Origin of the sequence: Nocardia aurantiaca (assembly GCF_009708175.1) — a bacterium.
GTDB classification, from domain to species: Bacteria; Actinomycetota; Actinomycetes; order Mycobacteriales; family Mycobacteriaceae; genus Nocardia; species Nocardia aurantiaca.
Genome location: NZ_WMBB01000008.1, coordinates 22,987 through 43,654 on the forward strand (window position 1 = coordinate 22,987; position 20,668 = coordinate 43,654).

Annotated in this window: 21 protein-coding genes; 7 read left to right on the forward strand and 14 right to left on the reverse strand. The window is 67.1% G+C overall.

The features are described 5' to 3' along the window. Positions 1–19 precede the first annotated feature (19 nt). Both GLP40_RS17890 and GLP40_RS17895 read right to left on the reverse strand, forming a co-directional pair. The gene (locus tag GLP40_RS17890) at positions 20–850 is read right to left on the reverse strand and encodes a carbohydrate ABC transporter permease (protein WP_154789099.1); all 831 of its coding nucleotides are present in this window, start codon (positions 848–850) and stop codon (positions 20–22) included. After that, entirely contained in the window at positions 840–1,745 is a 906-nt protein-coding gene (locus tag GLP40_RS17895) for a carbohydrate ABC transporter permease (RefSeq protein WP_154789100.1), read from the reverse strand. The genes GLP40_RS17890 and GLP40_RS17895 overlap by 11 nt, the downstream gene beginning before the upstream one ends. A 195-nt stretch (positions 1,746–1,940) precedes the next feature. Between GLP40_RS17895 and GLP40_RS17900 the strand changes: the two genes are divergently transcribed. The 4 genes from GLP40_RS17900 to GLP40_RS17915 are packed head-to-tail and all read left to right on the forward strand — an operon-like array spanning position 1,941 to position 6,813. Next, the gene (locus tag GLP40_RS17900) at positions 1,941–3,821 is read left to right on the forward strand and encodes an SCO2524 family protein (protein ID WP_154789101.1); all 1,881 of its coding nucleotides are present in this window, start codon (positions 1,941–1,943) and stop codon (positions 3,819–3,821) included. Beyond that, positions 3,818–4,750, forward strand: coding sequence for an SCO2523 family variant P-loop protein (locus GLP40_RS17905; RefSeq protein WP_328290315.1), 933 nt, complete (start codon positions 3,818–3,820; stop codon positions 4,748–4,750). Before GLP40_RS17900 ends, GLP40_RS17905 begins: the two co-directional genes overlap by 4 nt. Next, complete coding sequence (locus tag GLP40_RS17910; RefSeq protein ID WP_154789102.1) at positions 4,747–5,796, forward strand: SCO2522 family protein; 1,050 nt, start codon at positions 4,747–4,749, stop codon at positions 5,794–5,796. Before GLP40_RS17905 ends, GLP40_RS17910 begins: the two co-directional genes overlap by 4 nt. Positions 5,797–5,829: 33 nt before the next feature. Continuing rightward, positions 5,830–6,813 (forward strand): SCO2521 family protein, encoded by a 984-nt coding sequence (locus tag GLP40_RS17915; protein WP_154789103.1) that lies wholly within the window; start codon positions 5,830–5,832, stop codon positions 6,811–6,813. 48 nt (positions 6,814–6,861) lie between these two features. On the opposite strand, the gene GLP40_RS17920 is transcribed toward GLP40_RS17915, so the two are convergent. The 3 genes from GLP40_RS17920 to GLP40_RS17930 form a co-directional block, all read right to left on the reverse strand. Continuing rightward, on the reverse strand, positions 6,862–7,722 hold the full coding sequence (locus GLP40_RS17920) for a hypothetical protein (RefSeq protein ID WP_154789104.1): 861 nt from the start codon (positions 7,720–7,722) through the stop codon (positions 6,862–6,864). Positions 7,723–7,724: 2 nt separating this feature from the next. After that, positions 7,725–8,192 carry a GNAT family N-acetyltransferase gene (locus tag GLP40_RS17925; protein ID WP_196054717.1) on the reverse strand — a complete coding sequence of 156 codons (468 nt, stop codon included), beginning with the start codon at positions 8,190–8,192 and terminating at the stop codon, positions 7,725–7,727. 366 nt (positions 8,193–8,558) lie between these two features. Then, positions 8,559–8,762: a hypothetical protein gene (locus GLP40_RS17930; RefSeq protein ID WP_154789106.1), complete on the reverse strand. Its 204-nt coding sequence runs from the start codon at positions 8,760–8,762 to the stop codon at positions 8,559–8,561. Positions 8,763–9,024: 262 nt separating this feature from the next. On the opposite strand from GLP40_RS17930, the gene GLP40_RS17935 reads away from it, so the two are divergent. Both GLP40_RS17935 and GLP40_RS17940 read left to right on the forward strand, forming a co-directional pair. Beyond that, positions 9,025–9,963 carry a helix-turn-helix domain-containing protein gene (locus GLP40_RS17935; protein WP_328290316.1) on the forward strand — a complete coding sequence of 313 codons (939 nt, stop codon included), beginning with the start codon at positions 9,025–9,027 and terminating at the stop codon, positions 9,961–9,963. A 38-nt stretch (positions 9,964–10,001) separates the two neighbouring features. Beyond that, positions 10,002–10,205 carry a DUF397 domain-containing protein gene (locus tag GLP40_RS17940; RefSeq protein ID WP_154789108.1) on the forward strand — a complete coding sequence of 68 codons (204 nt, stop codon included), beginning with the start codon at positions 10,002–10,004 and terminating at the stop codon, positions 10,203–10,205. A gap of 47 nt (positions 10,206–10,252) precedes the next feature. On the opposite strand, the gene GLP40_RS33285 is transcribed toward GLP40_RS17940, so the two are convergent. The 5 genes from GLP40_RS33285 to GLP40_RS17960 form a co-directional block, all read right to left on the reverse strand. Further along, on the reverse strand, positions 10,253–10,408 hold the full coding sequence (locus GLP40_RS33285; protein WP_196054718.1) for a hypothetical protein: 156 nt from the start codon (positions 10,406–10,408) through the stop codon (positions 10,253–10,255). 188 nt (positions 10,409–10,596) lie between these two features. Further along, positions 10,597–11,343, reverse strand: a complete 747-nt coding sequence (locus tag GLP40_RS17945) for a succinate dehydrogenase/fumarate reductase iron-sulfur subunit (protein ID WP_154789109.1) — start codon at positions 11,341–11,343, stop codon at positions 10,597–10,599. A 2-nt stretch (positions 11,344–11,345) separates the two neighbouring features. Next, positions 11,346–13,277 carry a fumarate reductase/succinate dehydrogenase flavoprotein subunit gene (locus GLP40_RS17950; protein WP_154789110.1) on the reverse strand — a complete coding sequence of 644 codons (1,932 nt, stop codon included), beginning with the start codon at positions 13,275–13,277 and terminating at the stop codon, positions 11,346–11,348. A 40-nt stretch (positions 13,278–13,317) separates the two neighbouring features. Next, on the reverse strand, positions 13,318–14,148 hold the full coding sequence (locus tag GLP40_RS17955) for a hypothetical protein (protein WP_328290317.1): 831 nt from the start codon (positions 14,146–14,148) through the stop codon (positions 13,318–13,320). Positions 14,149–14,483: 335 nt separating this feature from the next. Next, positions 14,484–14,711, reverse strand: a complete 228-nt coding sequence (locus GLP40_RS17960) for a hypothetical protein (protein ID WP_154789111.1) — start codon at positions 14,709–14,711, stop codon at positions 14,484–14,486. Positions 14,712–14,812: 101 nt separating this feature from the next. Here GLP40_RS17960 and GLP40_RS17965 point away from each other — a divergent pair, with 101 nt between their 5' ends. Beyond that, positions 14,813–15,406, forward strand: a complete 594-nt coding sequence (locus GLP40_RS17965) for a TetR/AcrR family transcriptional regulator (protein ID WP_328290318.1) — start codon at positions 14,813–14,815, stop codon at positions 15,404–15,406. Here GLP40_RS17965 and GLP40_RS17970 read toward each other — a convergent pair whose 3' ends face one another. The 4 genes from GLP40_RS17970 to GLP40_RS17985 form a co-directional block, all read right to left on the reverse strand. After that, positions 15,407–15,694 (reverse strand): hypothetical protein, encoded by a 288-nt coding sequence (locus GLP40_RS17970; protein WP_154789112.1) that lies wholly within the window; start codon positions 15,692–15,694, stop codon positions 15,407–15,409. A gap of 183 nt (positions 15,695–15,877) precedes the next feature. After that, positions 15,878–16,852 carry an alpha/beta fold hydrolase gene (locus GLP40_RS17975; protein WP_154789113.1) on the reverse strand — a complete coding sequence of 325 codons (975 nt, stop codon included), beginning with the start codon at positions 16,850–16,852 and terminating at the stop codon, positions 15,878–15,880. A 535-nt stretch (positions 16,853–17,387) separates the two neighbouring features. After that, positions 17,388–19,343: an acyl-CoA dehydrogenase family protein gene (locus tag GLP40_RS17980; RefSeq protein ID WP_154789340.1), complete on the reverse strand. Its 1,956-nt coding sequence runs from the start codon at positions 19,341–19,343 to the stop codon at positions 17,388–17,390. 127 nt (positions 19,344–19,470) lie between these two features. Beyond that, positions 19,471–20,655, reverse strand: coding sequence for an AAA family ATPase (locus GLP40_RS17985; protein ID WP_154789114.1), 1,185 nt, complete (start codon positions 20,653–20,655; stop codon positions 19,471–19,473). Positions 20,656–20,668: the final 13 nt, after the last annotated feature.

The window sequence follows — 20,668 nt, forward strand, 5'->3', positions numbered from 1 at the left end:
GCCTTGATCCGGATCCCCCTCATTTCAGCCCCGTCACCGCGATGGAGCGCAGCACCTGCCGCTGGAACACGACGAACAGCAACACCAGCGGCGCGATGGCCAGCGTGGTGGCTGCCATGATCAGCGTCCACTGCGCGTTGTACCGGGTCTGCGCATTAGCGGTGGCCACGGTCAGCACCTGCCACTTCGGGCCCGACGCGGCGACCAGCGGCCACATGAAGCTGTTCCACTGCGAGACCACCGTGATGACGGTGAGCGTGGCCAGGATCGGCCGGCTCATCGGCACCACGACGCTCAGCAGAATGTCGAGGGTGGAGGCCCCGTCGACTCGGGCGGCGTCGATGATCTCGCCGGGAATGGCCCGGAAGTACTGGCGCAGCAGGAAGATCGCGTACGGCGACCCGAACAGGAACGGCAGCACCAGCGCCCAGAAGCTGTTGAGCCAGCCCAATTTCGCGAACATCAGGTACAGCGGCACCAAAGTGACCGCACTGGGCACCATCATGGTCCCGAGATACACCCAGAACAGCGCCTCGCGCCCGGGAAAACTGAGGCGCGCGAAGGCGTACGCCGCCATCGTCGAGGTGACCAGTTGCCCGCAGGTGATGCACGCCGTCATCAGCGCGGTGACCGCCACCGCGCGGCCCAGCCCCTGGTCCAGCACGGTGCGGAAGTTGTCCAGTGTCGCCGGATGCGGTGCGGCCAAGACGGATTCGCTCGCGAACTGCTTCGGCGTCTTGACCGCGGTCATGGCGCTCAGTACCAGCGGGGCGACCGTCAGCAGGGCCCCGACCACCAGTACCGCGTAGGCGGCACCGGCGCGGACCGCCGTCCGTTTGTCAGTACTCATAGCGCTCCGCCTCCTCGCGCTCGGTCCGATCCCGGAAGTATCGATGCTGTGCCAGCGTGATCACGAACACGACCGCGAACACCACCACCGCCATGACCGCGGCCCGCCCCGGATGCGCGGCCTCGAAGGCCTCCGAATACATCCGCATGGCAACCACATCCGTGTGATGGTCGGGCCCGCCCCGGGTGAGCGCGTACACCGCGTCGAAGGTCTGAAAGACGGTGAGCACTCCGGTGACCAGCACGAAGAACATGGTCGGCCGCAGCAGCGGCAGGATCAGCCAGCGAATGCGCCGCCAGCCCACGGCTCCGTCCAGCGCGCCCGCATCGAGGATCTCGCCCGGTATGGCCCGGATCCCGGCCACGAAGAACAGCGCCACATATCCGATGTTCATCCAGACGATCACCGCGGCGACCGCGGGCAGCGCCAGCGTCGGCGAGCTGAGCCACTCCACCCGCCGCCCCAGCAGCGCGTCGAGCGCGCCGCCGGTGGGCGCGAAGATCCACTGCCAGACCACTCCCACGGCTACCGGTGCGCACATCCACGGCAGTGCGTACACCACCCGCAGCACGGTTCCGCCCCGTCCGCGCCGCGCCAGCGGGGCCGCCACCGCGAATCCCAGCACCGTCTGCACCGGCACCACCAGGGCCGTCAATGCCAGCGTCATCAGGATCGAATGTCCGAACTGCCGGTCACTGCGCACCGACCCCCAATTATCCCATCCGGTGAACCGTATGGGCCCCAACAGATTCCAGCTGTGCAGGCTCAGCCACAACACCACCGCGATCGGCACCAGCAGAAAACAGCCGACCCCGATCAGGCTCGGCAGCAGCAGGACATAGCCCACCGCCGCGCGCCGACGCCGGGCCGATCCGCGGCGAACCGTCCGATCCATGATCCGCGACGCTACCGGCACGCCCCCGGCGACCGTGCACTCCCACGCCCGATCTGCCCGATATCGCTTTGTGCGCGACGCGATTTCGGGCCTGCCTTCCACCCTGTGCCGACGGCTGGCGCATGATAGTTTGTGCCGCGCCCGTTCATAGCTATGACGGCGAGGCTGGCCACGACAGGGCAGGGGACGGCGTCGATGAGAATCAAGCCACGGGAACAGATCCTCGGAGTCTGGCGGTCGCTGTTGACCGCGTGTTATCAGGACGGCACCTGGGTCTGGGGCGGCCGCAACGGTTCCAACTCCATCAGCGACGCCGAACAGCTGCTGTGCCTGCTGTACCCGGCTACCGAGATCGACGGCTTCGGGCTGGAGCGGCCCGACGAGATCGCCGTCGACATCCGCGAGGTGCTGTCCCCCCTGGGCGACAATGGCCTGCGGATCGGCGAGCGCGTGGTCTGGCTGCTCGAGCAGTACATCGACCGCCACACCGATCCCGACCCGGACTCCGGCGCCGGCCTGCCGAGCTTCGCGGCGGGTAGCTACCTGTCCTCGTCCGACGGCGTCGATCCGACGCCCGCCCAGCGCGCGCTCGACGTCGTCGACTCCTATTCCATGTCGCTGACCCTGTGCCTGGCCGCGCTGAAGTTCCTGCGCGGCTTCAGCGGTCCGGTCGCCGAACTGGCCGTGGGCCGCCGGATCAAGCTGGCCGTGGAGCTGGGCCCGCGCATCGAGCGGCTGGACGCCCTCATCAATGTCCGGCTCACCGCCGCCATGGTGGGCTTGGTCCGCAGCTTCGTGGTGAACACCGTCTCGCCCAAGTCCGATGCCGGGCGCACCATGCTGTCGATGCTCAACCAGACCGGCGGCTCCACCGACGCGGTGGTGCACGCCGTGCAGCAGCGCCTGGAACGGGTCCGCATCCGGCTGCGCAACGACGCCACGCTCAGTCAGGTGGAGGGCGTCGACCTGGACAGCTCGGACATGCTGTTCGAATGCGGTTGGAGCTGGGCCATTGTGCGCAAGGCCGCCCCCATCGACTTCGTGGACATGCCCCTCGCGGATCAGCCCGGCCACGCCATCGCGCGGCCGTACCTGCACTTCACGGTGGTGGCGCTGGACGGCATCAACGACCTCACCTCGGTGCGCACCCGCGAACTCGACCTGCTCAACAGTCAGCAGCGCCGCCTGGCCGAGGCGCTGCAGCTGCGCTGGGATCTGGCGCAGCGCTACTGGGCGGCGGTGGCGCGCTTCGGCACCGGGCGCTGGCCGCTCGAGGACATTCCGTGGCGCACCTCCGACGGCGAGGAATCGGACTACTTCAGTCTCATCGTGTCCGCGGTGCTCATGCAGGACCTGCTCAACCGTGAGGCCAATGACGACGATCTGGACCGCGCCGCAACGATTTTCGACGAGCTGGCCCGCCGTGGCCGCATCATCCGCCGGTTCACCGCCGACGATCCCGCCCGCATCATGCACACCCCCGGCGTCAGCCTGCGCCTGCTGGGCAGCGAGGAACTGGACGGCCCGCTGCTGCTGTGGACGGTATCCGACTACGCCACCGTGCTTTTGAAGCGCACCCTGCAGGCCGCCCGGCTCTCCGGCACCATCGAGACCCGTGACCAGCTCATGGCGCTGGCCCAGGCCACCATGGACCACCTCGACCTGCGCGCCTTCCGCGAGGGCCCGGCCACCGGCCTCTGGGACGATCCCAGCCGCATCTTCGGCGGATCCGAAACCCAGCTGCCCTCCTGGTATCTCACCGAGCGCGTGGTCGAGTGCATGGTGACCGCCGCGCGCATGTACCGAGAACCGCCGCTGCGCGCGCCCACCTCGGTGACCCGGGCCATGGAACTGCTGACCGAGGCCGAGCATCTGCTCAATCGGGAGATGCTCGAGTTGAGCGAGACCGATACGTCCCCCAGCCGCACCGCCCTGGCCCTGGCCGAACAGCGCCTGGAACGCGCCCGCAAGCTCATCGACGAACGCCCGGGCACCGCTGTCAGTCTCGCCTCGCAGGCCCTCATGGAACTGGACGAACTCGCCTACGCCCGGTTCGACGCCACCAGGAGTGTGTGACCGTGCTCGTGTTCTCCGCTTCTGACAAGGGCGGCACCGGCCGCTCGGTCACCAGCTGCAATATGGCCTACTGGCTGAGCATGAAGGGCTACAAGGTCGCCTATCTGGATTTCGATTTCGGATCCCCCACCGCGGGAGGCACTTTCGAGATCAGCCGGATCGACAATGGTGTCCGCGACGGCACGGGTCTGCACGCGTACCTGCTCGACGAGAACGGCACACCCGCACGGCTGAGTGTGCGCTCCGAGACCGACCGGATGGAACTGAGCCGCTCCCGCCACCCCTCGGGCCGGCTGGTGCTCTTCCCCGGCGACGTCGGCGGCTCCGAGTTCACCACGCTCGACGAGCGCATGATCGACCGCTGCGCCGCCCTGTTCGCCACCTGCGAGCAGGAATTCAATGTCACCTTCGTGGATCTGAGCGCGGGCCGCTCCATCGCGCTCGCACTGGCGCTGAGCGCGACCCGGCATCCGCAGCTGGCCCGAGCGGTGTGCCGTTGGCTCATCTTCCACCGCTGGACCCGCCAGCACATCGCGGCCGCCCGCGGCCTGGTCCACGACGAGCATGGTGTGCTCGCGGTCGGGGAGGCGTGGGGTCATGACCGCGCCGAGTTGCTGAACTCGCTGCGCTTCGTCCGCACCGCCGTGCCCGAACTCAACCTGACCGCCGGCCTGCGCCCGGCCCAGGCCGCCTGGCTGCAGGAACAACACAACACCCTGACCCGCGCGGCCAACCGGCACGGCATGGGTGAGAGCGGGATACTGGGCAAGGTCCCGGTGGAACCGATGCTGCAGTGCCGGGAACAGGTGATCCTGGATGTGGATGTGGCTGCCCACGTGGCCAATGCCGCGACCGTGGACGCGTTCCGCCTGCTCACCGAGAAACTCATGAACGATGCCGTCTGGGAACAGGTGGAGGTGCGCAGATGAGCTCCGCGACCGACTACAGCGAGGCCGGCGAGCGCAATCGCGTGGCCGGACAGCCGCTGTCGCATCTGTCCATCGAGGTCGGCCACTTCTACATGGACGAGCTCGTCAACGGCGTGGACCGCATCCATGCCCAGCTGCGCAAGGTAGCCCCGATCGTGGCGGCCCAGATCGCCGCGGCCGAAAAGGAATTCGGGCCGGGCGCCCGGGTCAGCACCTGCTTCCTGGTCGACGACTACTTCTGGACCCGCACCGCCACCCGTTCCCGGGACGCCCGACGCGCCGCGGACCCGCGGCAGGTGCTCGAGAAGCTGCTGGTCGCGGCCGAGCAGTGCGAGGTGCCCATCGACTACCTGGCGCGTGAGGCCGGGTGCGCGGAGGTGCCGTCGTTCCAGGACGGCGAACCCGTGGGCGAACCGGTGCGGCTGGCGGAGATGATGGCTGCCCGCATCGTCGCCGAACCCGAGCGTGACAGCACCGGTCGCCGACCGCCCACCGTGGAGTCCGGCTGGCTGTGCAATGGCCGCCGTTCCTCGGAATACGATGCGGGACAGGCCATGCGCATCGCCCGCTACCGCCCGCCGGAGGAGTTCGGCGCGCGCAATCACTCCATCTTCCTCGATGTACAGCTGTGGAGCCGCCAGTTGGAGGAGGTGGCGGGACAGCAGGTGGAGCGCATCCTCTGGTCCTGTCCGTTCCTGGCCTCCATCTGGCAGTTGTTGCGGCTGGGCATGATTCGCGATGAGGGCGCGATGGTGGCCGCGCCTGTGCCGTGGGAGGACCCGTGGCCCAGCGACTGGTCGCGGTTGCCGGCGGTGATGAAGCTGAACTCGAAGGCCAAGCCCTTCGCGGCCTATCGGGCGCTGTCCGTGCTGCCCTACAGCTACCTCGGCATCGAGCACGCGGTCAGGGTCATCCTCGACCACCTGCAACTCGACGACGACGTGCACGCCAAACTCGCCGAACGCGGTGCGGGTGAGCGCATTCCGGTCGAGGTGCCCCGGCAGGCCACCCGCCGGTTGAACCACATCTTTCTAGGTGATGTCTGAGGTGGCCCCCGGTCATGCGCGAAAGGGACCGGTATGAGCGATCCGCTGGTGCTGCTGGGGGAGGTACGCACGGCACTGCTGCCGAATTCGGGGGGACTGGCGGCGCGGGAGGCGCAGGCGCTGCTGTCACTGCTACCCGGGCAGCGGGTGCTGATGCGGGAACGCCCTCTGCCACTGGCGGTTTCGCCGAGTTCGGCCATCGGCGTGGACTGCAAGCTGGCCACGGTGTCGCGTTCGGACAGCCGCGCCATCGGCACGGTCGCCGCGCACGCGATCCTGGTGGGCGGCCGGGTGATCCAGTCCTCGGCCTGCTCGACCGTGGTGCGCACCGCCGACAAGAACCGGCGCCCTTGGTCGCACTATCTGAAACAGGTCGGGACACTCGAGGTGTGGCACCGGATCGCCGACGACCCCTCGGCCGCGGTCGATCTCACCGAGGGTTTCCTGGAGGGCTCCAGCGCCACCACCCTCGACCTGGGTTCGGTCAGCGATCGGCTGCTCACCCGGGTGCGCACCGATCCGCGCCTGGATCAGCAGCCGCCGGTGCGATCCAGTGCCACCCGGCTGCGCTGGGCCGCGCGGGTCGCGCCGCCGGTGGGCGGCGCTGTGCGCGGTCGCACTCTGTTCGCGTTCCGGCTGGAGGACGAGAACACCCGGTCGGTGCGGATCATGGTGCCGACCGCGCGGGATCTGGCCGGGGTGCAACGCTTCTGCGAGGATCTGGCCACCCACGACTGGCTGCTGTCCACCCTCGGCGCCGCCCTGTCCGAGGCCGAACGCCCCGCGCCCGAACGCGATCCGGCGGTGGAGCTGGCGCCGCTGCTCGAGCACCTGGTGCACCTGTGGATGCCGGGCGCGCACACCCCGCCCCGGCTGCGCGAACTGTGGACCCGGCTGGAGTCCGATCCGGGCTTCACCCGGCAGTGGACCGCGCAGGTCGGGCACCTGCGCGACCGGCTGGCGGTGGCGACGCTGGAGGCGCTGCGCAGCTCCAAGATCAGCACCATCCAGTGGTGAGACCGGCGCCGGGGCAGTGGGCGAGACTGGCACCGGGGCTCCGGGCGGTCAGAGCCGGAACCAACGGCGCACCAGCAGGGCGAAGAACACCGACATGGTGACCGCGCCCAGATAGCTCTCGACCACGAAGATCGCGCGACCGCCGACCCGCAGGCTGGCGGTATCGCCGACGCCCAGCGGATTCAGGTAGTTCATGAGCACCTGGAACAGCGTGATGGCCGGCGGCTGATCCGACCGCAGCATGACGGCCACCAGGAAGACCAGCAGCTGGCAGACGACGAACCACAGCATGCGGAAGGGCCGGTAGCCGTAGCCGCAGATGAGGTCCGGGACCAGGCCGCCGATGCGCCGCCAGGCCACCGGCTGCGCCAGCCGCCGTGCGCGGGCCATTTCCAGACCGCAGCGGTCCTCGGCATCGGTGTCCTCGTCGATGCGGTAGAGGCTGCCGGCGCGACGATAGGCCAGGGCGGCATGCGCGGGCAGCCCGGCCTGCACCAGTGGACGGCCCAAGCGCTCATAGGTCTCGGCCAGCAGCCGGTTCTGAGTGCGACTCAAACGCAATGGCCCTCGGAACTCCACCTCGGCGGCGATGAGGGCCGCTATGAGCTGTTTGACCGATACCGCCTGCGGCGGCGCGGCGGTGACGTGCTGGAGGACGTTTGCGTAGATGTGCCCGAAGACGAGACTGTCGCCGGCCCTGCGGATTCCGGGTGGATCGTAGGTGGCGACGACCGCCTCGGTGTGCCGGGTGAACAGGTCCAGCAGGGGCTGTTCGGTGACGCGCCGCCGCAGGCCGTGCGGCTGTTCGAGGAATTCGGTGATGTTCTCGGCGTACGTGTCGGCGTGGCGCTCGATGCGCATGCTCATATCCGCCACGAACGGCGATGACGGAGCGTTCTTCTCGAGCATGATCAATGATAAATCCTGTGCACCAGCACATCTCGGGGCTCGCCGACGCCGAAGTAGGCGACGTCGTGGTCGGCCCATACGAAGCCGACCTCCTTGTAGAGGTGGTAGGCGGCGCGATTGCCGGGTTTCACCGTGACGAAGACCTGTTCGGCGCGGATCGTGCGGCATTGCGCCAGTGCGGCTTCCAGTAGCGCGCGGCCGTAGCCGCGACCCCGGCAGCCGGGCGCCACGGCGAAGCCGAGGAACCAGGCGGTGCTGTCCCCGTCGATGGCGGTGAGCACATAGCCACACACCTCCCCCGCGTCCTCGGCAACCGTCCAGTTTGCTCCGTGCAACTCGAACAATTGCCGCAGAACGAAATACGGATACGCGAGATGCTCGAATTCGACCACCTCGAGGGCGCGGATCGCGTCCAGATCAGACAGCGACGCGGTCCGGCATGCCGGGACGTCCGGCTGTTCGAAGGCCAACAACGGTGTTCCCCTCCACCCCTGGCGCAAGTGCGATGGATTCCAGGGTAAGCGTCACACCGGTTCTTGGGTGCGGTTCGGCCCGCCCGCCGTCTGTGGAACGAGCGGGCCGAACCGCGCTGCAGCACGCGGTGGGGACTGCGTCACCGCTGCCCGGAGGTTAGGCGCGGGACGCTCGAAAGCGCTGTGCGGCAGCGTTTATCGCGGCCCGGGGCCTTCCCCGGTACACCCCGGGCCGCGAATTCCTGGAGGGATCGCGCGCAGCCCTGGAACGGCGTAGCGCGGCCCGCGTATCGAGTAGCAGCCAGAGCAGCCGGTGCACGAACCGGTCGGTAGCGGTTCCGGGGTGAGACCCCGCGATCCCGGTCATGGCAGCGCCCGCTCGTCGAGCACGCACCGTCCCTCCGCGACCAGCGTCGCCCGCGCTCGGCGGCGCACCTTGCACGTCTGCACCGTGCAATCGAGGTGCAATTGCATTGCGGCGTGTGCTTGCTCGACGTTCATCACCCCCGGATCCCTACGGCAGCGCGACAGACCGGCGATGTGCATGTTGAGGGATGTCAGTTGCATGTCCAGACCACTCCTCGTTCCCGCTGGTTCCTGAAGTGCCCGGAGGTTCAGGAAAGGAAAGGGGCCTAGCTACACCGCTCCGGGCACATCTCCAGCACACCACGAGCAGACGCCCGGCGGGCGAATTTCGAAAAGGAGAACGCAAAATTGCGCGAATTCCCAGCAGCGAATCCACTTGGGAGAGGACGATTCTCCACAGTGGACGAAGCCCTCGCCCGCCGTCGAGCCCGATCCATGCCCGCGACCGCGAATGGAGCGTGTTGTGTCCGAAGGTCCCGCGTCATCCACCTTGCCCCGGCGCCAGCTCGGTCGCTATCTGCGCGACTGGCGCATCCAGGCAGGATTGACCATCGCCGAAGCCGCCAAGCTGATGGAGTGGGGCGCGAGCACGCTACAGCGGCTCGAGAAGGGCAACGCCGACCGGATCCGCACCATCGACATCCAGGAGCTGTGCCGCATCTACGGTATCCCCGCCGAGATCGCCGAGGGCCTCAAGGGTTTGGCGCAGCAGGCGGCGGTCAAGAGCTGGTGGCACTCCTACGGCGATCTGATTCCCGAGAACTTCGACGTCTACGTGGGCCTGGAGGCATCCGCGCAGCAGTTGTCGTGCTACCAATCGGAATTGGTGCCGGGCCTGCTGCAGACGGCCGACTACGCAAGGGCCCTGAACCGCCTCGGGTATCCGGAAGAGACTGCGGCGGAGGTGGATCGGCGCGTTCAGCTGCGTATGCAGCGGCAGGCCATGATCAACCGCCGCATGCGGCCGGCGACTATCGCCATGGTGTTGCACGAATCGGTATTGCGCCGCCTGGTGGGAAGCGCAAAGGTGATGGCGGCGCAGGTACGGCACTTGGCGGAACTGAGTACCCGGACCAATGTCGCCTTGCGTATTCTGCCCTTCGCCGCCGGTGTCCCCCTGGGACTTTCGACCGGGCCGTTCGTGATTCTGGAGTTCGGAACCGACAGCAAGGGGCAGCCGGTGGAGCCCCCGGTGGTCTATGTGGAGGGGTTCACCGGAGATCTGTATCTCGAGAGACAGGGCGACGTTCAGCGTTATCGCCGGGCGCAAGAGGGCCTGGAACGCTGCGCGTTGAACATCCAGGACAGCAGAAACCTGCTGCGGCAGGTGGCGAAGGAGTATGCCGCCTGGGCGGTCAAGCCCGGAGGCGTCGTTCCACCTCCCAGCACGTGCGGAGCGTAACCATGGAGGGCTCCGCACCGGCGAAGAAGGGATAGAGCATGAGTGTGGATCTTTCCGGGGCCGACTGGTTCAAGAGCAGCCGCAGCGGCGCCGGTAAGGAGTGCGTCGAGGTGGCGTTCCTGCCCGCAGGCCGAATCGGCGTGCGGGACAGCAAGAATCCCCAGGGCCCGGCGCTGGTGTTCGACGCGGCACAGTGGCGGTCCTTCACCGCCGGCCTCGAAAACGGTGTCTTCGACCTGTGATTCGCCGCGCGAGGGTGCACGGGCCCCGACCCCCGTGAACTCTCGCGTCACAGGATTGCGACAACGCCGATCGCGACGGCGGCGACCAGCAGGCCGATCGCGATGGATGGCATCAATGCGCCGGTGAGTATGTATACGCCCATCGCCGATACCGCGAAGAGCATCCCTACGATCAGCCGTTCGACCCAGTCATCGGGACCCATTTTCCGGTACCGGGGACGTGCATTCTTGAGTCCTCGGTCCACGAATAATCGGATACCCATGTTTAGCCGTCGCAAACATACTTCCGTTGTCGAACGGCGGCCGTTTCGTGATCAACTACGGGCTCGCCAACCCGGTGGCGCCGAGCTCCAGCGCGAGGCCACCGGTGCCATGTTGTCGGAAAGGTGCGTCAGCGACGGAAAAGTTTATTGCCCAGCCATACGATCGGGTCGTATTTCCGGTCCACGACGCGTTCCTTGAGCGGGATCAGCGCGTTATCGGTGATCTTGATGTGTTCCGGGCACACTTCCGTGCAGCACTTCGTGATGTTGCAGAAGCCCAGACCGGCATCCTCCTGTGCCAACTCGCGGCGGTCCGCCACATCCAGCGGATGCATTTCGAGTTCGGCGATACGCATCAGGTATCGAGGCCCGGAGAATGCGTGCTTGTTGTCCTCGTGATCACGCACCACATGACAGACGTTCTGGCACAGGAAGCATTCGATGCACTTGCGGAATTCCTGGGACCGTTCCACATCGGTCTGCTGCATCCGGTACTCGCCCGGTTTCAGATCCATCGGTGGCGTGAAAGACGGCACCTCCCGCGCCTTCCGGTAGTTGAACGACACGTCCGTGACCAGGTCGCGAATAACGGGAAAGGTGCGCATGGGCGTCACCGTCACCACTTCGTCCTGGGTGAAGGTCGACATCCGGGTCATGCACAGCAGCCGCGGCCGCCCGTTCACCTCCGCCGAGCACGAACCGCACTTGCCCGCCTTGCAGTTCCAGCGCACCGCCAGATCCGGCGCCTGGGTGGCCTGCAACCGGTGGATGATGTCGAGCACCACCTCGCCCTCGTTCACCTCCACGGTGAAGTCGTGCAGGCCGCCGCCCTCGGTGTCACCGCGCCACACCTTGAACTTCGCCTCGTAACCCATGACTATTCCGCCTTTCCAGCGTCGTCCCGCAGCGCTGCGAGATCGGCGGGGGTGTAGTACTTTTCGAGCTCCGCCAGGTCGAACAACCGGAGCAGGTCCTCACGCATGGGCACCTGGGCCTCGGGCGTGACGGTCACCGCCGGCACCGAGAAGCCGACCTCGTCGGGGTCGATCGTGCAGACCAGCAGCTTGTTGCGCCACACCGGATCCATGCCCGGGTGGTCGTCGCGGGTGTGGCCGCCGCGGCTCTCGGTGCGCAGCAGCGCGGCCTTGGCGACGCATTCGCTGATGAGCAGCATGTTGCGCATGTCCAAGGCCAGATGCCATCCCGGGTTGAACTGCCGGTGGCCCTCGACGGTGACGTGGTCGTAGCGGTCGCGCAGTTCCGACAGGTGTTCGATGGCCTGCTTCAGCTCGTGTTCCTTGCGGATGATGCCGACCAGATCGTTCATGGTCTGCTGCAGGTCCATGTGCAGCGTGTACGGGTTCTCGCCCGGACCGCCCTCGGCGGGCGGATCGAACGGCGTCACAGCCGATTTCGCGGCCGCGGCGATATCGGTGTCGGAGATCTCGGGCCGAGCGGCCAGCTGCTGCACGTATTCGGAGGCGCCGAGGCCGGCACGACGGCCGAACACCAGCAGATCCGACAGTGAGTTGCCGCCCAGGCGGTTGGATCCGTGCAGGCCACCGGCGCACTCACCGGCCGCGAAGAGGCCGGGCACCGTGGCCGCCTGGGTATCCGGATCGACCTCGATGCCGCCCATGACGTAGTGGCAGGTCGGCCCGACCTCCATGGGTTCCTTCGTAATGTCCACGTCCGCCAGCTCCTTGAACTGGTGGTGCATGGACGGCAGCCGCTTGACGATCTGGTCGGCGGGCAGCCGGGAGGCGATATCGAGGTACACGCCGCCGTGCGGGGTACCGCGCCCGGCCTTCACTTCTTCGTTGATGGCCCGCGCGACCTCGTCACGGGGCAGCAGATCCGGTGTGCGCCGGGCGGAGTCGTTGTCCTTCAGCCACTGGTCCGCTTCTTCTATGGTCTCGGCGTACTGGCCCTTGAACACCGGCGGGATGTAGTCGAACATGAACCGCTTGCCGTCGGAGTTCTTGAGCACGCCACCGTCACCGCGCACGCCCTCGGTGACGAGGATGCCTTTCACCGACGGGGGCCACACCATGCCGGTCGGGTGGAACTGCAGGAACTCCATATTGATCAGCGACGCCCCGGCGCGCAGCGCGAGCGCGTGCCCGTCGCCGGTGTACTCCCAGGAGTTCGACGTCACCTTGTAGGACTTGCCGATACCGCCGGTGGCGATGACGACCGCGGGCGTCTCGAAGAGAATGAAGCGTCCGGACTCACGCCAGTACCCGAAGGCCCCGGCGATCTTGTCGCCGTCCTTGAGCAGCTCGGTGATGGTGCACTCGGCGAAAATCTTGATGCGCGCCTCGTAGTCGCCGGTCTGCGCGAAGTCCTCCTGCTGCAGCGAGACGATCTTCTGCTGCATGGTGCGGATGATCTCGAGCCCGGTGCGGTCGCCGACGTGCGCCAGCCGCGGATAGGTGTGGCCGCCGAAGTTGCGCTGGCTGATCCGGCCGTCGGCGGTCCGATCGAACAGCGCCCCATAGGTTTCCAGCTCCCATACCCGGTCGGGGGCCTCCTGGGCGTGCAGTTCGGCCATGCGCCAGTTGTTGAGGAACTTGCCACCGCGCATGGTGTCCTTGAAATGGGTCTGCCAGCTGTCCTTGTCATTGGCATTGCCCATGGCGGCCGCGCAGCCGCCCTCGGCCATGACGGTGTGCGCCTTGCCGAACAGGGACTTGCAGACCACCGCCACGGACAGTCCGTGTTCACGGGCCTCGATGACCGCGCGCAGACCGGCACCGCCGGCACCGATCACGACGACGTCGTACTTGTGCCGCTCGACTTCAGGCATGGAACCGAATACTCCTGGGAGAAAGAGGAATAGAGGACCGTCAGCCGATGAGGCGGGGATCGGAGATGGTTCCGCTCGCCACCAGCATGACGTAGAAATCGGTGAGGACCAGCGTGCCCAGCGTGGTCCAGGCCAGCTGCATGTGCCGGGTGTTCAGCTTCGACACCACGGTCCAGAAGCGGTAGCGCACGGGGTGCTGTGAGAAGTGTTTGAGCCGTCCGCCCGCGATATGGCGGCAGGAGTGGCACGACAGCGTGTACGCCCACAACAGCAGTGCGTTGCCGGTGATGATCAGCGTCCCCAGGCCGATGCCGAAGCCGTCCGCGGCGTGGAAGGAGATCACCGCGTCATAGGTGTTGATCACCGAGATGATGACCGCGACGTAGAAGAAGTAGCGGTGCGCGTTCTGGATGATCAGCGGAAGCCGCGTCTCCCCCGTGTATTTCGCGTGCGGCTCGGCCACCGCACAGGCCGGCGGCGCCATCCACACGGACCGGTAGTAGGCCTTGCGGTAGTAGTAGCAGGTGAGCCGGAACAGCAGCAGGAACGGCAGCACCAGGAAGCCCAGCGGAATCCACATGGGCAGGTGGCCGATAGGCGTGCCGAAATGGCTGGAGCCCGTCACGCACGAGGCGCTCAGGCAGGGTGAATAGAACGGTGTCAGATAGTGGAAGTCCGGCACCCAATACGCGCTGCGCACAAAGGATCTGACGGTCGCGTAGATGACGAAGGCCGCGAGCCCCAGCACCGTCGTGGCCGGCGGTACCCACCACCGGTCGGTGCGGAGCGTGCGTGCCGAGATGGCGGCCCTGCCCCTACTGAAAACCCCGGTTGTGCTCGATTCAGAAGTCTTGACTGGTGCGGCGCTCACTGGTGGATGCCTCGCTGCTCTATCCCGTGGAACGTCATCGTTACCTCCGGCATCGAATGTGATGGTGAGCACCTTACGACAGTGGTGCTATCACTCGAGCTCGCAACAGTGATTTCGCGATCCCGTGATTTGCGCCACATTTTCTGCGATGTTTCGCGATTCGTTCGCTTAGTGAACGAACGGCAATCGCGCGAACTCTCCGGTCTGTCAGAAAAGATTGGGGTAGGCCGGATCCCACGCCGCCGACTGCCCGTTTCGGCCGCTTGTCCACCGTCATGGACGGTGACAACGGCGTGGTGGCCTGTCCGTCCGATGAGGGTTAGAGGGGGGGCCGGTCACTCTTGCGCCCCAGCCGGATTCGAAACGCAATCTGTCGGCGTCCCGGTGCTGCCGATCACCCGGGACCGGCCGGCGTTCCGGCCGGGCCCGTCACCGACGATGAGCAGCTTCCCGCTGGCCACCCGGTGCAGCGGTGAGCGCAGCATCCATCGCATGACCGCGTCGAGCCGCTCCTGCTTGCGGGTGGCGGCCGGGTCGGGAGTTGTCGTAATCGGCTGGGGCATCGGTGTTACCTCGGCTCCCTATTACTGAGTGAATACTCAGAAAATACGACCAGGTGCGGCATACTGCAAGAGTCCGAGTTCAGAGCGTGACAGGAGGCAGCGTGGCGACCCGTTCCCGAGGGCGGCCCAGTACCGGTGTGCGCGAGGCCGTGATCGCCAATGCCCAGCAGGTGCTCGCGGAATATGGCCTCGCCCGGCTGTCCACCAAGGAGATCGCGGCGCGCGCCGGGGTCGCCGAATCCAGCATCTTCTACCACTTCGGTGATCGAATGGGCCTGCTGCAGGCCGTGATCCAGCAGCGACTGCGGCCGCTCGAGGAGTTGCTCGCCGATGCGGCGACGGCGGATCTGCGCACGGACCTGCGGACGCTGCTCGCCACCCTCGAGGAATTCTTCGTCTCCGCCCTGCCTGTGATGGCGGCGGTGCAATCGGATGTCGACCTGCGCGCGGTCTACCGGGAACGCAGCCGCGATCTCGACCTCGGTCCGCATCGCGCGGTGGATACCGTGGTCACCTATCTCTCGGCCCGTGACATCCGGTCCGCGGATCTGCGCGCGCCGGCCCTGCTGTTGGTCGGTGCGGCTCATCAGCGTGCGCTACAGCGGCAGCTGAGCCCACCCGACGCGCTCGTCGAATTGCCGAGCCTCGACGCCATTGTCGAGGTGGTTCTGCCGCTGTTCGAGACGAAGGATTAGTTACTTGGTGCGGGGACGCGAGTGGAAGCCGAGGCCCTCGTCCTGCGCGCCCATCCAGGCCGCCTCATCGTATTTGGCGTCGGGGACGTAGATCGTCTCCTGCTTCGCCCGTGGTGATTCCGGCGGTGGCGCCTGTTCGAACTCGTCGGTGTCGATGACGAGCCTTTCCAGATCGTTCTCCAGTCGACGGACCGTCCCCGCGTCGCCGTAGTGCGTACGCAATGCGCTGACGCACTGCCGGAGCTGGCCGACCGCGTAGCGGAGTTCCGCAATCTCGCTGCGTGTCATCGAAACCCTCCTCGAGCCGTGTGACAGACCACACATCGTGATCTACAACACAGTACGTGATCGCCGGTGATTCGTCTCGTCCGCGAGAAGTATTCGCAGCTCAGGGGCCTGTCATTCCAGGCGAAATCGGGGCGGTGGACGTTTCGGATCGCGTGGATCGACCCGCCGCCGATGATCTTCCAGCTAGCCCGCGATGGCGTATTCGGGCCCGCAGTCGGGGTCCTCGCCGCGGGCCGCCGCGGTCGCCCGCGCGACCAGTCCCACCACGGCCGCGGCCACCTCTTCGGCCCGCTCCAGGATCACGCTGTGCCCGGCCCCGTCCAGCCGCACCAGCTCGGCGTCGTCGACCTGGGAGGCCAGCACCACCGAATGCGCGAACGGGATCATGATGTCGGCCGACCCGGCCAGCACCAGCACCGGAATCGAGCCCAGCCGGTGCAGGATCGCGGTCTCGTCGAAGCGGATGAGCGACTCCAGGAAACTGGCCATCGTCAGCAGCGAGGTGTCGTTGAGCATGGCCGTCGCCACGGCCAGCATGCGCGGGCTCACCTTGCGGGTGCCGAGCGTCACATCGCGCATGATGGGCTCGAAGATGCGGCGGCTCAGGTGTTTCGAGGCCTGCATGGCCCGCGGCGCCCGCCGCACCGCCAGCCGCAGCGAGGTCACCGCCGGCGCGCTCAGCAACCGCCCCAGCCCGACCCGGGTCACCCCGTTGGCGGCGCTGGAGATGAGGCCCACGCCGACCACCCGGGTTCCGATCGTCTCCGGGTAGAGCCGCGCGTAGGCCAGCACGGTCATGGCTCCCATCGAATGTCCCACCAGGACAACCGGTCCGGTCGGCACCAGGGTTCGCAGCACCGCGTCCAGATCCCGGGCCAGTTGCTCGATGGTGTACGTGGACGGGTCGGCATTGCCGGAATCCCCGTGTCCACGATGGTCGTAGAACACCATGTGGGTGTCGTCGCCCCAGATCCGCAGCAGGTGGCCCCGCATGAACGCCCATGACTCGGCGCGCAGGCAGTGCCCGTGCACGAAGACGACGGTGACCGCGGCCTCGGTCGGGCCGAATTCACGCACCGCGAGCCGCACGCCGTCATCGGCGGACACGGTGATGGGGTGACCGTCGAAATCGGCGGCGCGGGTATCGATCGTGGACATGACGTCCTCCTGAAGAGTTCGCCCTCTTGCCCGGTTGTCGATAGAGGTAGCCCCCGCGTTAACCCGCTACACCAGGCGTTATAGACAAGTTGTCCAACTGTCTCCGCTGAGCTATGCATGCCTCTCGGCGGATCTATCGGAGTCTCGCCACATTGCTGGACCCTCATGGAAATCACTGCCGATCCGACTAGTGTCAGCTATTTCTACTGGTATCTAGCGAATGATCTAGAGCAACGTAGATTTGACTCGAATCTCGCGGTGACCGGTCGCATGCCGGACCCGATCACAGTCCCGCCCCCGCCGGTCGCGGAGATGATGGCTCGAACGGTGCAGCGATGGAGGGCCCGAATCGCGAATCTGGGTGAGGGAGAACAACAATGAAGGCTCGCATGCCCAACCTGCGCAACCGGATGAACGCCACCGCTCGGCAGTGGGCCGGAAACGCTCGGCAGCCCGCGACGGTCGGGTGGTCTTAAAATTCTGCCGCTCTCTAGCGACTGGGCTAGAGAGCGGCAGATTTTGGTGAGGATTCGAGTCAGGTGGCCGCCCCCGTCTTCGTGGACGGGAGGAACGGCCGGAGCAGGTTCTGCTCCGCCGACGGTCCGAACTGCCATTCCGCGATCCACGGGCCGGTGCCCTCGCTGGGATCCAGCGCGCCGCCCTCCAGCCAGCGGTAGCGGCCGTCGAGGACGCCCCGGGTGAGGTCGGTATCGGCATCGTCGGTATTGGACCAGAGCTCGGCGAAGAGCTTCTCGACGCGCAGGCGGGCCTGCCGGCAGAAGACTTCGGCGAGTTCCTCGGCGGCCACGCCGTCCGCGCTGCCCTCGACGCGCAGGGATTGGGCGCGGACGCAGGCGGCGGCCATGGCGAACAGTTCCGCGCCGATGTCCACGATGCGGCCCAGGAAGCCCTGCTTGTATTCCAGCTTGGCCTGCCAGCGGGCCATCCCGTACATGAGAGCGCGGGCCTGCTTGCGGGCGGTGCGCTCGACGAAACGCATATGCTTTGCGAGCGGGCCGAATTCGCCGAAACTCATCGGGGCGGTGCCCGCGCCGACGGTCAGCTGCGGGAACCACTTGGCGTAGAACCCGCTCGCCCCGACCGCCGCCTTGGCCTTGTCCTTGAGTTCGGCATTGCGATCCACCAGCGCGCCGGCGGCGGCCATGTGGGCATCGGCCATCTCGCGGGCGATGAGCAGGCGCATGATCTCGCTGGAGCCCTCGAAGATGCGGTTGATGCGCAGATCTCGCAGCAATTGTTCGGCACCGACGGCCCTTTCGCCGCGCGCTTTGAGCGAGGCGGCCGTCTCGTAGCCGCGGCCGCCACGGATCTGGACCAGTTCGTCGGCGATCCGACAAGCCATCTCCGAGGCCCACAGCTTGGCCAGCGCGGCCTCGATGCGAATGTCGTTGCGGTTCTCATCGCACATGGTGGCCGAGAGGTCGAGCACCGACTCCAGCGCGAATGTCGTTGCGGCGATGTAGGAGATCTTCGCGCTGACGGCGGCGTGCTCACCGACCGGGCGGCCCCACTGCACCCGGGTGCCCGACCATTCCCGCGCGATCTTCAGCGACCACTTGGCCGCCGCGGTGCACATGGCCGGGATGGCCAGGCGGCCCGCGTTGAGGGTGGTGAGCGCGATCTTGAGCCCGTCGCCCTCGCGGCCCACCAGATTCCGCTTGGGCACCCGGACGTTGTGCATGCGGGTCACACCGTTCTCGATGCCGCGCAGGCCCATGAACCCATTGCGCCGCTCCACGGTGATGCCCGGGCTGTCGGCTTCCACGATGAAGGCGGAGATGCCGCCGCGATGGCCCTCGCTCTTGGGCACCCGCGCCATGACCACGAGCAGTTCGGCGACGACGCCATTGGTGGTCCACAGCTTCACGCCATTGATCTCGTAGGCCTCGCCGTCCGCGGTCGGGGTCGCGGTGGAGGCCATGCGCGCCGGGTCGGAACCCACGTCCGGTTCGGTGAGCAGGAACGCGCTCACCGCGCCCTTGGCGCAGCGCGGCAGGAACTCTCGCTTCTGCTCCGGAGTGCCCGCCAACTTGAGCGGCTCGGGCACGCCGATGGACTGGTGCGCCGACAGCAGCACGCCGAGACTGGCGTGCGCGGAGCTGACCAGCATGAGCGACTTGTTGTAGCCGACCTGCGACAGCCCGACGCCGCCGTATTCCTCGGGAATCTTGAGCCCGAAGCAGCCGAGTTCGGCCAGCCCGCGCACGTATTCGTCGGGGATGCGGCCCTCGGCCTCGATGCGCTGCCCGTCGATGGTCTCGCAGAAGGCCCGCAGCCGGGTCAGATACGCCTCGGTCTTGGCGGAGTCCGCCGCGTCGGGGCGAGGGAACGGGTGAATGAGGTCGAGCCGGAACCGGCCGAGGAACATTTCCTTGGCGAAAGATGGCTTGGCCCAGGCGGTTTCGCGGGATTCCTCGACCAGTGCCCGGGCTTGTTCTTCGGTGGCGTCGACTTTGGCGGCAGTCGCCATGATGTCCTCCTCGACCGTGATGAGAATCACATTCGAGTGTAGGAGTGTTTGTTACCCACCGGTAGGGCTCGGCAAAGATCGAAAGCGCCGGTCAGGTCATGATCTTGATATAAAGGCTAACCCTCGGTTACTGCACGCCGCGCAGATACCGGCCGAAGTGCGGGACCGTGAAACCGATGGTTCCGCGCTCCGCCGAGTAGATGAGGCCCTTCTTGATCAACCCGTCTCGCGCCGGAGACAACGAGGCCGGTTTGCGGCCCAGCTCCTTCGCGACCGCGGAGGTGGCGACCGGCCCGTCGTCGCCGGACAGATCGGCCATGGCACGCATGTACTCCCGCTCGGCCGGGGTCGCCCGCTCGTAGCGGGAGCCAAAGAAACCGACTGCCAATTCTTCTTCGGCCGCGGGCGCCGCCACCGCCACATCCTCCGCCGAGATGGGACTCTGCGCCGCCGCGTCCCACGTCGCCTTGCCGTACGCCTGCACGAAATACGGGTATCCGTCGGCCTTCCGGTACAGCGCGTCGAGCGCCTCCTCGGAGTACTTCACGCCCTCCCGCTCGGCGGGCGCGATGAGCGCCTGGTCCGCCGACTCCCGATCCAGCCGATCGATGCGGTGGTAGGAGAACAAGCGCTCGGAGTAGCTCTTGGACGCCGACAGCACCGCCGGCAGATGCGGCAACCCGGCCCCGACCACGATCAAAGGCGCGGCGTCCTGGCTCAATTCGTGGCAGGCCCCGCAGATGGCGGAGATGTCGGCGGCTCCGAGATCCTGCATCTCGTCGATGAACACCGCGATCCCGATGCCGAGCTCGCGCACCAGCGCCGCCGCCTCCACGAGCAGCTCCACCAGATCGATCTCGATATCGCCGGAGTCGGCCCGCCCGGTCACTGCCGGCACATCGATACCCGGGTTCCAGCGTTCCCGCATGCCCTTGTCGGCGGTGGAGCGCAGCGCGAAAGCCTTGAGAATCCCCAGGAAATCGTCCACCTGCTCCGGATTGCGGTGTGTCACCGCGAGCGAACGCACCGCCATGTGCAGCGCCGAGGCGAGCGGGCGCCGCAGTTCCTGATCCGGCCGCGCCTCCAGTTTCCCGGTGCCCCAGCCCCGCGAGCGCGCGGCCGAGCGAAGCTGGTTGAGCAGCACCGTCTTTCCGACCCCGCGCAGTCCGGTGAGCATGACACTGCGTTCCGGCCGGGCCCGCGCCACCCGTTCCAGCACGATGTCGAAGGCGGCGAGCTGCCGGTCACGGCCCGCGAGCTCGGGTGGCCGCTGCCCCGCGCCGGGTGCGTAGGGATTCCTGACGGGGTCCATGCGGCCCAACCGT